Origin of the sequence: Streptomyces sp. KLMMK, assembly GCF_036961605.1 — a bacterium.
Taxonomy (GTDB): Bacteria; Actinomycetota; Actinomycetes; order Streptomycetales; family Streptomycetaceae; genus Streptomyces; species Streptomyces telluris.
The window spans coordinates 1-14,208 of sequence record NZ_JBAMDC010000154.1 but is presented as its reverse complement, the minus strand read 5'-3'; the positions used below and the strand labels follow the sequence as shown (position 1 = coordinate 14,208).

3 protein-coding genes are annotated in these 14,208 nt (G+C 76.0%); all 3 read left to right on the top strand.

Annotation, left to right across the window (positions count from 1 at the left end):
- A partial coding sequence (locus tag V7793_RS21265) for a phosphopantetheine-binding protein (protein ID WP_336008849.1) occupies window positions 1-480 on the top strand: 480 nt, incomplete at its 5' end.
- Entirely contained in the window at window positions 480-5,210 is a 4,731-nt protein-coding gene (locus V7793_RS21260; RefSeq protein WP_336008847.1) for a type I polyketide synthase, read from the top strand. The genes V7793_RS21265 and V7793_RS21260, both read left to right, overlap by 1 nt.
- Window positions 5,211-5,276: 66 nt before the next feature.
- Window positions 5,277-14,208, top strand: an 8,932-nt coding sequence (locus tag V7793_RS21255) for a type I polyketide synthase (RefSeq protein ID WP_336008846.1), incomplete at its 3' end; no start/stop codon positions are given.

Below are 14,208 nucleotides of genomic sequence, written 5' to 3'. Positions count from 1 at the left end.
CGGGACCGGCTGCTGACCGAGCTGGTGCTGACCCACGTCGCCGCCGTACTCGGACACGCCTCGGCCGATGCACTGGCCCCGGGGCGGGCCTTCCAGGAGATGGGCTTCGACTCGCTCGCCGCCGTCGAGCTGCGCAACCTGCTGGGCGCCGCCACCGGTCTGGCCCTGCCGGCCACGCTGGCGTTCGACCAGCCGACGCCGCGGGCCCTGGCCGCCCACCTCAAGGCCGGGCTCGTCCCCGGGCCCGCCGACGCGGCCCGGGCGATGGTCGCCGAAGTGGACCGGCTGGAGGCCGCCCTGGCCGCCCTGCCCGACGAGGACGGCTCCCACGCGCGCGTCACCGCACGGCTCGAAGCCCTCCTGCGGACCTGGCACGACACGCACGGCGGGCCGGCCGGCACCGCGGCGCCCGAGGACATCGGCGGCGCCAGCGACGAAGAGCTTTTCGCGAGGATCGACAACGAACTGGGAGTCCAGTGATGGAAGAGCCGGGCACCGCCGACAAGCTCCGCGACTACCTCAAGCGGGCGACGGCAGAGCTGGAGCGGACCCGACGCCGCGTGCGCGAGCTGGAGGAGCGGGAGCGCGAACCGATCGCGATCATCGGCATGGGCTGCCGCTACCCCGGGGGCGTCCGGACACCCGAGGAGCTGTGGCGGATCGTCGCCGACGGCGTCGACGTGGTGTCCGGCTTCCCCGTGGACCGCGGCTGGGACATCGACGGCCTCTACGACCCCGAGCCCGGCCGCCCCGGCAAGAGCTACGTGCGGCACGGCGGGTTCCTGCACGACGCCGCCGAGTCCGACCCCGCCTTCTTCGGCATCAGCCCGAAGGACGCGGCGGGCACCGACCCCCAGCAGCGGCTGCTGCTGGAGACCTCCTGGGAGGCCTTCGAGCGGGCCGGGATCGACCCGGCCTCCGTCAAGGGCACGCCCACCGGCGTCTTCATCGGCCTGATGCACCACGACTACGTGGGCGGCACCATATCCGGCAGCATCGTCTCCGGGCGGATCGCCTACACCCTCGGCCTCGAAGGGCCCGCGGTCACCATGGACACCGCGTGCTCCTCCTCGCTGGTCGCCCTGCACACGGCCGTCCAGGCGCTGCGCAAGGGCGAGTGCTCGCTCGCCCTCGCCGGCGGCGCCGCCGTGATGGCCAGCCCCGAGATGTTCATCGAGTTCAGCGAGCGGCGCGCCCTGTCGCCCGACGGCCGCTGCAAGTCCTTCTCCGAGGACGCCGCCGGGGCCGCCTGGGCCGAGGGCGCGGGCGTCCTGCTGGTCGAGCGGCTGTCGGACGCGCTGCGCAACGGGCACGAGGTCCTCGCCGTGGTGCGCGGCAGCGCCGTCAACCAGGACGGCGCGTCCAACGGCATGACCGCGCCCAGCGGGCCCGCCCAGATCCGTGTGATCGAGCAGGCGCTCGCCGACGCCCGGCTCGCTCCCCAGCAGGTCGACGTCGTCGAGGCGCACGGCACCGGCACCACGCTCGGCGACCCCATCGAGGCGCAGGCCGTCATCGCCGCCTACGGGCAGGACCGGCCGGAGGGCCGGCCCATGTGGCTCGGCTCGATCAAGTCCAACATGGGCCACCCCCAGGCCGCCGCCGGCGTCGCGGCCATCATCAAGATGGTCATGGCCATGCGCCACGGCGTCCTGCCCCCGACCCTGCACGCCGAGAACCCCACGACCGCCGTCGACTGGTCGGCGGGCGACGTCGAGCTGCTGACGCGGGCCCGCGAGTGGCGGACCGACGGCGCGCCGCGCCGCGCCGGGGTGTCCTCGTTCGGGATCAGCGGCACCAACGCCCACACCATCCTCGAACAGGCCCCGGCCGCCGAAGCGCCCGGGGACCGGCCGCGCGCCGCCCTGCCCGTCGTGCCCTGGGTGCTCTCCGCCCGCACGGCCGACGCGGTCCGCGCCCAGGCCGGCCGGCTGCTGGAGGCCGAGGCCGGCTGCGGCAACGACCCCTTCGACACCGGCTTCTCCCTGGCCACGACCCGCTCCCTGTTCACCCACCGGGCGGCCGTCACCGGCCGCGACCGCGAGGAGCTGCTGGAGGGCCTGCGCGCGCTGGCCGACGGGCGGGAGCCGCCGGTGACGGCGGCGGGGCCGGGACGCCTCGCCGTCCTCTTCTCCGGCCAGGGTTCCCAGCGCCCCGGCATGGGCCGCGAGCTGCACGCCGCCTTCCCCGTCTTCGCCCGCGCCTTCGACGAGCTGTGCGCCGAGTTCGGCAAGCACCTCGACCGCCCGCTGCGGGACGTCGTCCTCGACCCCGGCTCGGAGCTGCTGCACCGGACGCAGTTCACCCAGGCCGGCCTTTTCGCCTTCGAGGTCGCGCTCTTCCGCCTGCTGGAGTCGTGGGGGATCCGCCCCGACCTGCTCGGCGGGCACTCCATCGGCGAGGTCGTCGCCGCGCACGTCGCCGGCGTCCTGTCCCTGCCGGACGCCGTCACGCTGGTCGCCGCGCGCGGCCGCCTGATGCAGGAACTCCCGGCCGGCGGGGCCATGGTCGCGATCCGGGCCGCCGAGGCCGACGTCGCCCCGCTGCTCACCGAGGGCGCCGGCCTCGCCGCCGTCAACGGGCCCCGCGCCGTCGTCGTCTCCGGCGACGAGGACGCGGTGCTGGCCGTCGCGGACCGGTTCGGCAGGACCACCCGGCTGCGGGTGTCGCACGCGTTCCACTCGCACCGCATGGACGCCATGCTGGAGCCGTTCCGCCGGGCGATCGAGGGGCTGGCCTTCCACGAGCCCCGGCTGCCCGTCGTCTCCAACGTCACCGGGCGGCCGGCCACGGACCTGACCTCGCCCGAGTACTGGGTCCGGCACGTGCGCGAAGCCGTCCGCTTCGGCGACGGCGTGCGCACCCTCGCCGCCGAAGGCGCCACCCGCTTCCTGGAGGTCGGCCCCGACGCCGTGCTCACCGGCATGGCCCAGGACGCCGTGGACCAGGCCGTCGCCACCCAGCGCCGCGACCAGGGCGAGGTCAAGGCCCTGATCGACGCGGTGTGCAGGCTGCACACCGGCGGGCTGAGCCCCGACTGGTCCGCGCTGTTCGCCGGCGCCCGCCGCGTCGCCCTGCCCACGTACCCCTTCCTGCGCGACCGCCACTGGGAGAACGCCCCCTCGGTGACCGCCGACCGGCCCGTCGACGAGAACGCCGGGTTCTGGCAGCTCGTACGGGACGGGGACGTGCCCGCGCTCGCCGCCACCCTCGGCGTCGCGGACGCGTCCCCCGTCGCCGCCCTCGTGCCCGCGCTCGCCGCCTGGCACGGCGACCGGCAGGCCAACGCCACCGTGGACGGCTGGCGTTACCGCACGAGCTGGCGCATGCTGTCCGCCGCGCAGGCCCCGGCCGGCGCCGGGCAGTGGCTCGCCGTCGTCCCCGAGGACGCCGAGCGCGACCCCTGGACCGGCGCCCTGCTCGCCGCGCTCGCCGACGGCGGCCTCGGCATCGACGTCCTCCCGGTGCCCGCCGCCGCGCAGGACCGCGCAGGGCTCACCGCGCTGCTCACCGGCCGCACCGGCGTGGACGGCGTGCTCAACCTGCTCGCCCCCGCCGCCCCGCCCACCGCGACGGCCGCCCTCGTCCAGGCGCTCGCCGGCACCGGGACCGCCGCCAGGCTGTGGACCGTCACCCGGGAGGCCGTCGCGCACGAGGCGCGCCCCCAAGACTTCCGGCAGGCGGCCGTCTGGGGGCTCGGGCGCGTGGCCGCACTGGAGCACCCCGACCTGTGGGGCGGCCTCGCCGACCTGCCGGAGACGCTCGGACCGCACGTCGTCGCCCGGTTCGCGGCCCTGCTCACCGGCCCCGGCGACGAGGACCAGATCGTCGTCCGCGCCTCCGGGGCGTACGCCCGCCGCCTGGAGCACGCCCCCGCCCGCACGGGAGCGCCGTGGCGGCCCACCGGCACCGTGCTGGTGACCGGCGCCACCGGAGCCGTCGGCGCCGAGGTCGCCAAGTGGCTCGCCGCCGAGGGCGCGGAGCACCTGCTGCTCACCAGCCGCCGCGGTGAACGCGCCCCGGGCGCCGCCGAACTGGTGCGGGAGCTGGCCGCGACGGGCACCGAGGTCACCCTGGCCGCGTGCGACGTCGCCGACCGCGACAGCCTCGCCGCGCTCCTGCGCACGGTGCCCGCGGACCAGCCGCTGACCGCCGTCATGCACCTGGCCGGCGTCCTGGACGACGGCGTCCTCGACGCCCTCACCCCCGAGCGCTTCGACGCCGTGCTCGCCCCCAAGGCCGACGCGGCCCGGCACCTCCACGAGCTGACCGCGGACCTGGACCTCTCCGCCTTCGTGCTCTTCTCCTCCCTCACCGCCACCGTCGGCGGCGCCGGCCAGGCCAACTACGCGGCCGCCAACGCCTTCCTCGACGGGCTCGCCGAATTCCGGCGCGCCCACGGGCTCCCGGCCACCTCGGTGGCCTGGGGACCCTGGGGCGGCGCGGGCATGGCCGACAGCGACCACGTGCGCGGCGCCGGAAGCGCCCTCGGCATCGCGGCCCTGGACCCCGCCCGTGCCCTGACGGCGCTGCGCCGCGCCCTGGAGGGCGACGAGACCACGCTGACCGTGGCCGACGTGGACTGGACCCGGTTCGTACCGGCGTTCACCTCCGTGCGCAGCAGTCCGCTGCTGGCCGACCTGCCGGAGGTCCGGGACCTCAAGCCGGCCGTCGCCGAGGCCCCGGTGCCCGACGACTTCGCCCAGAGGCTCGCCGCGATGACCGCGGGCGAGCGCGAACGCGCCCTGGTGGACCTCGTGTGCGGCCAGGCCGCACGCGTCCTCGGCTACGCGGGAGCCGGCGCGGTCGAGCCGACGACGGCCTTCCGCGACCTCGGCTTCGACTCGCTGACCTCCGTCGACCTGCGCAACCGGATCAGCACGGCCGCGGGGGTGACCCTCCCCGCCACCCTGGTCTTCGACTACGCGACCCCCGCCGCCCTGGCCGCGCACCTGGGCGGGGAGCTCGGCGGGGCGGCGGCCTCCGCCGACTCCGTCCTCGCCGAGCTGGACCGGCTGGAGGCCCGGCTCCGCGAGCTGAGCGCCGAGGACCTCGAACAGGCACGGATCACCGCGCGCCTGCAGACCGTACTGGGCGGGCTGACCGGGACGCTGGCCGGCGGTGACGCCCCGTCGGTCGCCGGCCGGCTGGAGGACGCCTCCGCCGACGACGTCTTCGCCTTCATCGACAACGAGCTCGGCACGACGTGACCCGAACCGCTCCCCCGTCCCGCACGCCGGCAGCCGAATCTTCCCGCACAGAAGTGGCGACACCCGATGACCAACGATGACAAGCTGCTCGACTACCTCAAGAGGGTCACCGCGGATCTGCACCAGACACGGCAGCGGCTGCGGGACGTGGAGAGCGGGGACGAGGAACCGGTCGCCATCGTCGGGATGAGCTGCCGCTTCCCCGGCGGCGTCAGCACGCCGGAGGAGCTCTGGCAGCTCGTCCACGACGGCACCGACGCCATCACCGGCTTCCCGGAGGACCGCGGCTGGGACACCGACTCCCTCTACGACCCGGACCCCGACGCCGCCGGCAAGAGCTATGTGCGCCGTGGCGGGTTCCTGCACGACGCGGGCGACTTCGAGCCCGGCTTCTTCGGCATCAGCCCCCGTGAGGCCGTCGCCATGGACCCCCAGCAGCGCCTGCTGCTGGAGGTGTCGTGGGAGGCGCTGGAGCGGGCGGGCATCGCCCCGGACTCGGTGCGGGGCGCCCAGGTCGGCGTGTTCGCCGGCACCAACGGCCAGGACTACCGCGACCTGCTCGCGAAGCTGCCGCAGGACACCGAGGCGGCCCTGGGCACCGGCAGCCTCGCCGCGGTGATCTCCGGCCGCATCTCGTACACCCTCGGCATCGAGGGACCGTCGGTCACCATCGACACCGCCTGCTCCTCCGCCCTGGTCGCCCTGCACCTGGCGGTGCAGGCACTGCGGCAGAAGGAGTGCTCGCTGGCCCTGGCCGGCGGCGCGACCGTCATGTCCACCCCCGGCTCCTTCATCGCCTTCAGCCGGCAGCGGGGCCTGGCCCCCGACGGCCGCTGCAAGTCCTTCGCGGACGGCGCCGACGGCACGGGCTGGGGCGAGGGCGCCGGCATGCTGCTCCTGGAGCGGCTCTCCGACGCCCGCCGCAACGGCCACCGCGTCCTGGCCGTCGTCCGGGGCAGCGCCGTCAACCAGGACGGCGCGTCCAACGGCCTGACGGCCCCCAACGGCCCGTCCCAGCAACGCGTCATCCGCCGGGCGCTGGCGAACGCACGGCTGTCCGCGTCCGACGTCGACGCCGTCGAAGCACACGGCACGGGCACCACCCTGGGCGACCCCATCGAGGCCCAGGCGCTCCTGGCGACGTACGGTCAGGGCCGCCCCGGCGGACAGCCGCTGTGGCTGGGCTCGGTCAAGTCGAACATCGGGCACACCCAGGCCGCGGCCGGCGTCGCCGGCGTCATCAAGATGGTCATGGCGATGCGGCACGGCATTCTCCCGCGCACCCTGCACGTGGACGCGCCGTCGGCCCGGGTCGACTGGTCGGCGGGCGACGTCCGGCTGCTCACCGAGACCCGGCGGTGGCCGGAGGCCGGCGGGCGTCCGCGCCGGGCCGGCATCTCCTCCTTCGGCGCGAGCGGCACCAACGCCCACACCATCATCGAGCAGGCGCCCGCCGAGGAGGAGCCCGCCGGGGAAGCGGCGGACCGCGCCCCCGGCACGGTGCCCTCCCTCATCCCCTGGACCGTCTCCGGCCGGACCACCGAGGCCCTGCAGGAGCAGGCGGCACGCCTCGCCGCCGCCGTCGGCACCGCCGACCCCGCGGACGTCGCCCTCTCCCTGGCCACGACCAGGACCGCGTACCCGCACCGGGCCGTCGTCCTCGGCCACGGCCGCGACGAGCTGCTCGGCGGCCTCGCCGCGCTCGCCGAGGGCAGGCCCGGGGTGCTCCAGGGCCGCACCGCCAAGGGCCTGACCGCCTTCCTCTTCACCGGCCAGGGCGCGCAGCGCGCCGGCATGGGCAAGGAGCTCCACGCGGAGTTCCCCGTCTTCGCCCGCGCCTTCGACGAGGTGTGCGCCCACTTCGAGGCCGGGCTGATGGAGACCGTCTTCGGCACCGACGCCGCGCCGCTGAACCGGACGGCGTGCACCCAGGCCGCCCTCTTCGCGGTCGAGGTGGCCCTCTTCCGGCTCGTCGAGTCGTGGGGCCTGAAGCCCGACTTCCTGGCCGGTCACTCGATCGGCGAGCTGGCGGCCGCCCATGCCGCGGGCGTCCTCACCCTCCAGGACGCCTGCACCCTCGTCGCGGCCCGCGGGCGCCTGATGCAGGCCCTGCCCGAGGGCGGCGCGATGGTCGCCGTCAAGGCGGCTGAGGACGAGGTCGCGCCGCTGCTGACCGGCGAGGTGAGCATCGCGGCCGTCAACGGCCCGGAGGCCGTCGTCGTCTCCGGCGCCGAGGACGCCGTCACGGAGCTCGCCGCCCGCTTCGAGAAGACCAAGCGGCTCCCGGTCTCCCACGCCTTCCACTCCCCGCTCATGGAGCCGATGCTGGCGGAGTTCCGCGCGGTCGCCGAGAGCATCGCCTACGCCAGGCCCGCCGTCCCCGTCGTCTCCAACGTCACCGGCCGCCTCGCCACGGACGAGCTGACCTCGCCGGAGTACTGGGTCCGCCACGTCCGCGAGGCCGTCCGCTTCCACGACGGCGTCCGCGCCCTCCACGAGGCCGGCGCCACCCGCTTCCTGGAGCTCGGCCCCGACGCCGTCCTCACGGCGATGGCACGGGAGTGCCTGGACGAGGACGCCGTCGAGAGCACCGTTCTCGTGTCCGCCACGCGGCGCGAGCGCCCCGAGCCGGAGACCCTGCTGACCGCGGTGGCCCGGCTCCACATCAGCGGGTTCTCCCCGGACTGGGCCGCCCTGTTCGAGGGCGCGCAGCGCATCGAGCTGCCCACCACCGCCTTCCGGCGCGAGCGCTTCTGGGCCGTCGTCCCGGCCGGCGCGGGCGACGTCGCCTCCGCGGGCCTGGACTCCGCCGAACACCCGCTGCTCGGCGCCACCACCATGCTTGCCGACGAGGGCGGCGCGGTCTTCACCGGCCGGATAGCGGTCCGTACGCACCCCTGGCTCGCCGACCACGTCGTCGGGGACGCCGTCGTGCTGCCCGGCACCGGCATGGTCGAACTGGCCGTCAGGGCGGGCGACCAGGTCGGCTGCGGTCACCTGGAGGAACTCACCCTCGAAGTCCCGCTGGTCCTGCCCGAGCGCGACGGCGTCCGTGTCCAGGTCGCCGTCAGCGCCCCCGGCGCCGACGGCGGCCGCACGCTCGGCATCTACTCCCGCCCCGAGCACGCCGCCGCCGATCAGCCCTGGACCCGCCACGCCACCGGACTGCTCACCGCCGGCCCCGCGCTCCCCGGCGAGCCCCTCGCCGTATGGCCCCCGGAGGACGCCGAGGAGCTCGACACCACCGGCCTCTACGAGCGGCACGCCGCGTCCGGCCTGCACTACGGCCCTGTCTTCCAGGGCCTGCGCGCCGCATGGCGGCGCGGCGACGAGGTGTTCGCCGAGGTACGGCTCGCCGAGCGGCCGGCCGCCGAGGCCGCCGGCTTCGGCCTGCACCCCGCGGCCTTCGACGCCGCCCTGCACGCCCTCGCCCTCATCGGCGACGGCTCCGACGACGAGACCGCCCGCCTGCCCTTCATGTTCGCCGGCGTGTCCCTGCACGCCGCGGGGGCGTCCGTGCTCCGGGTGCGGCTGACGCCCAACGGCGCGCACTCCTTCGCCGTCGACCTGGCCGACGCGGCCGGCGCCCCCGTGGCCACCGTCGCCACCCTCGCCTCACGGCCGCTCACCGGCCTGAAGCAGACCCGGGAACCGTCCGCCGACGCCCTGTTCCGCCTCGGCTGGGTCCCCCTCCCGCAGCAGGCCGCCCCCGCGGACGCCGCCGGGCACCGCCTGCTGGAGAGCGCCGCCGGCACCGGCGCCGACGCCCTGCGGACCGCCACCCGCACGGCACTCGAAGCGCTCCAGGACGACGACCCCCGCACCCTGGTCGTCGTCACCCGCGGAGCCGTCTCCGTCGCGGGCGAGGACGTACCCGACCTGGCCGGTGCCGCCGTGTGGGGCCTGGTCCGCTCCGCGCAGTCGGAGAACCCCGGCCGCTTCGTCCTCCTCGACCTGGACCCGGCCGCCGACGCCGAGGCGTCCGTACGGCTCGCCCTCGCCTCGGACGAGCCGCAGGTGGCCGTACGCGACGGAGCCGCGTACACCGCCCGGCTGACCGCCGCCGAGCCCGCCGGCGACGCCGCACCGCAGCTCGACCCGGACGGCACCGTGCTCCTGACCGGCGCGACCGGCGGCCTCGGCCCCGTCCTCGCCCGGCACCTGGTGAGCAACCTGGGCGCCCGCAGGCTCCTGCTGCTCAGCAGGGGCGGCCGGGCCGACGACCTCGTCGCCGAACTCACCGCCCTCGGCGCCCACGCCACGACCGCCGCCTGCGACGTGGCCGACCGCGACGCCCTCGCCGCGGCCCTGGCGGCCGTCCCGGCAGCACACCCGCTGACCGCCGTCGTGCACGCCGCAGGCGTCCTCGACGACGGCGTGGTCGCCTCGCTCACCCCCGAGCGCCTGGACGCCGTGCTGCGCCCCAAGGCCGACGGCGCCCTCAACCTGCACGAGCTCACCGCAGGCGCGGACCTCGCGGCCTTCGTGCTCTTCTCCTCGGTCGCCGGTGTCGTCGGCGCCCCGGGACAGGGCAACTACGCCGCCGCCAACGCCTTCCTCGACGCCCTCGCCGCGCACCGGCGCGCGCACGGCGCCCCCGCCCTCTCCCTGGCCTGGGGGCCGTGGGCCCCCACCGGCGGCATGACCAGCAGCCTGGACAGCGCCGACCGCGCCCGGATCTCCCGCGGCGGCATGGCCGAACTGTCCCCGGAAGAGGGCACGGCCCTCTTCGACCTCGCCCGCCGCACCGGGCTCGCGGCCGTCGCACCCGTCCGGCTGAACCTGCCCGCGCTGCGCGCCCAGGGCGCCGCGCTCGCCCCCGTCTTCCGCACCCTCGCAGGACGTACGGTGCGGCGCGGGGCCGCGGTCACCGAGGGCGCAGGCCTCTCGCTCGGCGAGAAGCTGTCCGGACTCGGCGAGGCGGAGCGGGCGGACGCGCTGCTGCAGCTCGTCCGCACCCAGGTCGCCGCCGTCCTCGGGCACAGCTCGCCCGAGGCCGTCGACCCCGAACGCGCCTTCCAGGAGCTGGGCTTCGACTCGCTCGCCGCCATCGAGCTCCGCAACGCCCTCTCCACCGAGACCGGGCAGCGGCTCCCGTCCACGCTCGTCTTCGACTACCCCTCCTCCCGGGCGCTCGCCGCCCACCTCGCCGAACAGGCCGCCGGGGCCACGGCGGGAGCCCGCAGGCCCGCACGGGCCGCGGCCGCGGCCCGTGCCGACGAGCCCATCGCCATCGTCGGCATGGCCTGCCGCTACCCCGGCGGGGTGACCTCCCCGGACGGGCTGTGGCAGCTGGTCGCCGACGGGACCGACGCCATCAGCGACTTCCCCGTCAACCGCGGCTGGGACACCGACCGCATCTACGACCCCACGGGCGAGCGCCCGGACACCACCTACGTACGGCGGGGCGGGTTCCTGCACGATGCGGGGGAGTTCGATGCGGGGTTCTTCGGGATCAGTCCGCGTGAGGCGTTGCTGATGGATCCGCAGCAGCGGTTGCTGCTGGAGGGTTCGTGGGAGGCGCTGGAGAGTGCGGGGATCGATCCGGGGACGCTCAAGGGCAGCCGGACGGGCGTGTTCGCCGGGGTGATGTATCACGACTACTTCGGCAGCTTCGGGTCCGGGAGCATCGTCTCCGGGCGCGTGGCGTACACGCTCGGTCTTGAGGGGCCGACGCTGTCGATCGACACTGCCTGCTCGTCCTCCCTCGTCGCCCTCCACCTCGCCGTGCAGTCCCTGCGCCAGGGCGAGTCCTCGCTCGCCCTCGTCGGCGGCGTCGCCGTGATGGCCACGCCCGACACCTTCGTGGAGTTCAGCCGCCAGGGAGCGCTCGCCACCGACGCCACCTGCCGCGCCTTCGCCACCTCCGCGGGCGGCACCGTCTGGGGCGAGGGCGTCGGCGTCCTCGTCGTGGAGCGCCTCTCCGACGCCCGCCGCAACGGCCACCGCGTCCTGGCCGTCGTCCGGGGCAGCGCCGTCAACCAGGACGGCGCGTCCAACGGCCTGACGGCCCCCAACGGCCCCTCCCAGCAACGCGTCATCCGCCAGGCGCTGGAGAACGCCGGCCTGGCGACCGCTGACGTGGACGTGGTGGAGGCGCACGGCACCGGCACCACCCTCGGTGACCCGATCGAGGCCCAGGCACTGCTCGCCACCTACGGCCAGGACCGCCCCGGGGACCGGCCGCTGTGGCTCGGCTCGCTGAAGTCCAACATCGGTCACACGCAGGCAGCCGCCGGCGTCGCCGGGGTCATCAAGATGGTGCAGGCCATGCGCCACGGCGTCCTGCCCAAGACCCTGCACGTCGACGAGCCGTCGGACCAGGTGGACTGGACGGCGGGCAGTGTCGAACTGCTGACGGAGGCGCGCGAGTGGCCGCAGGCCGACGGGCGCCCGCGCCGGGCCGGTATCTCCTCGTTCGGCATCAGCGGCACCAACGCCCACACCATCATCGAGGAAGCCATCGAGGAAGCCCCGGCCGAGCCCGCACCGGAGCCGCGACCCGCAGCCACCCCCTCCGTACCGTGGCTGCTGTCCGCGAAGACCCGGGCGGCCCTGCCCGCCCAGGCCGGGCGGCTGCTGGCCCACCTGGACGCCCACCCCGGACTCGACGCCTCGGACATCGCCTTCTCCCTGGCCACCACCCGTGCCCACTTCGCCCACCGGGCTGCGGTCACCGGCACGGACCGCGCCGCCCTGAGGGACTCCCTCGCCGCCCTGGCCGAGGGCGCCACCGCGCCGGGCCTGGCCGAGGGCATCGCCGCCGGCGGCGCCCGGCCCGTGTTCGTCTTCCCCGGCCAGGGCTCGCAGTGGCAGGGCATGGCCACCGGACTCATCGACGAATCCCCGGTGTTCGCCGCCGCCATGAACGACTGCGCCGCGGCCTGCGCGCCCTTCGCCGACTGGGACTTCACGGCCGAGCTGCACGGGCCGCTGGACCGCGTGGACGTCGTCCAGCCGCTGCTGTGGGCGGTCATGGTCTCGCTCGCGAAGACCTGGAGCGCGTACGGGGTGCGCCCCGCGGCCGTGATCGGCCACTCCCAGGGCGAGATCGCCGCGGCCTGCGCCGCCGGCGCCCTGTCCCTGGAGGACGGCGCCCGCATCGTCACCCTGCGCAGCAAGGCGATCGCCGAGGACCTCTCCGGAGGCGGCGGCATGATGTCCGTCGCCCTGCCCGCCGACGAGGTCGCCCGGCGGCTGTCCGCGTGGGACGGGCGGCTCTCCGTCGCGGCCGTCAACGGCTCCGGATCGGTGGTGGTCTCCGGCGAGACCGGGGCCCTGGACCTCCTCCAGGCACAGCTCAAGGACGAGGGCATCCGGGTCAAGCGGCTGCCGGTGGACTACGCCTCGCACTCCGCGCAGGTCGAGACCATCCGCGACCGGCTGCTCGCCGACCTGGCCGGCGTGCGGCCGCGCCCGTCCGACGTGCCCTTCTACTCCACGGTCACCGGCGGGCTCCTCGACACCACCGGGCTGGACGCCGCGTACTGGTACACCAACCTGCGGCAGACCGTGCTCTTCGAACAGGCCACGCGGGCGGCCGTCGCCGAGGGCCACGGGCTCTTCGTCGAGTCCAGCCCGCACCCCGTCCTGACCCTCGGCATCCAGGAGACCGACGACGGCGTGACCGCCATCGGCTCGCTGCGCCGCGACGAGGGGGGCCGGGAGCGGTTCACCGCCGCCCTCGCCGAGGCCCACGTCCACGGCGTGCCGGTCGACTGGAAGGCTCTGTTCGACGGCGGGCGGCCGTGCCGCGTGGACCTGCCGGCGTACGCGTTCGAGCACGAGCGGTTCTGGCTGGACAGCGCGGCCGGCGGCGCCGACGTCACTTCGGCAGGCCTCGCCCCGACCGACCACCCCCTGCTGAGCGCGGCGATGACGCGCGCCGACTCCGACGGCGCGGTCCTCACCGGCCGCCTGTCGGTGGGCACCCACTCGTGGCTGGCCGACCACGTGGTCGGCGGGGAGCTGCTGTTCCCCGGCACCGGCTACCTCGAACTGGCCGTGCGCGCCGGAGACCAGGTCGGCTGCGGGCGGGTCGCCGAGCTCACGCTGCAGGCCCCCCTGGTGCTGCAGGAACACGGCGCCGTGCAGCTGCAGGTGGTCGTCGGCGAGGCCGGGGACGGATCGGTGCGGCCGGTGACCGTCTACTCCCGTACCGAGAGCGCCGAGGACGAGCTGCCGTGGACCCGCCACGCCGACGGCCTGCTGGCCCCGGCGGGCACCCCCGCCAAGCCCGAGCCGGCGTCGTGGCCGCCCGCCGGAGCCGAACCGGTCGCCCTGGACGGCGTCTACGAGCAGCTCGCCGAGGCGGGCCTGGCCTACGGGCCCGCCTTCCAGGGCCTGCGCGCCGCCTGGCGCCTGGGCGAGGACGTGTACGCGGAGGTGAGCCTGGGGGAGCAGGCCGACGGGTTCGGCCTCCACCCGGCCCTGTCGGACGCCGCCCTGCACGCAGTCGGCCTCACCTCCGTCGCCGGTGACGACGCCCTCCTGCCGTTCGCCTGGTCCGACGTGCAGCTGCACGCGACCGGGGCGACGGACCTGCGCGTCCGCGTACGGCCCGCAGGAGCCGAGGGGGCGGTCTCCCTGACGCTCGCCGACACCACCGGCGCCCCCGTGGCGACCGTCGGCTCCCTCGCCCTGCGCCCGGTCCCCGCCGAACAGCTCGCCGCGGCCGCCAAGTCGGCCCGTACCGGGTCGCTCTACCGCGTCGACTGGATCCCCGCACCGTCCACGGCCGCCGGACCCGTCCGGGACCACGAGGTCCTGCACGCCGCGGCCGGGACGAGCGCCGAGGAGGTGCGGGCGGGCGTCGCCGGCCTCCTCGACCGGCTGCGCGACGGCCTCGCCGGGGACGCGCCCCTGGTGGTCGTCACCGGCCCCGACCTCGCCGGGGCCGCGGCCGCCGGCCTGACGCGCTCGGCCCAGACGGAGAACCCCGGCCGCATCGTGCTCGTCGAGAACGGCGGCACGGAGGCCCCGGACGACGACGCCCTGG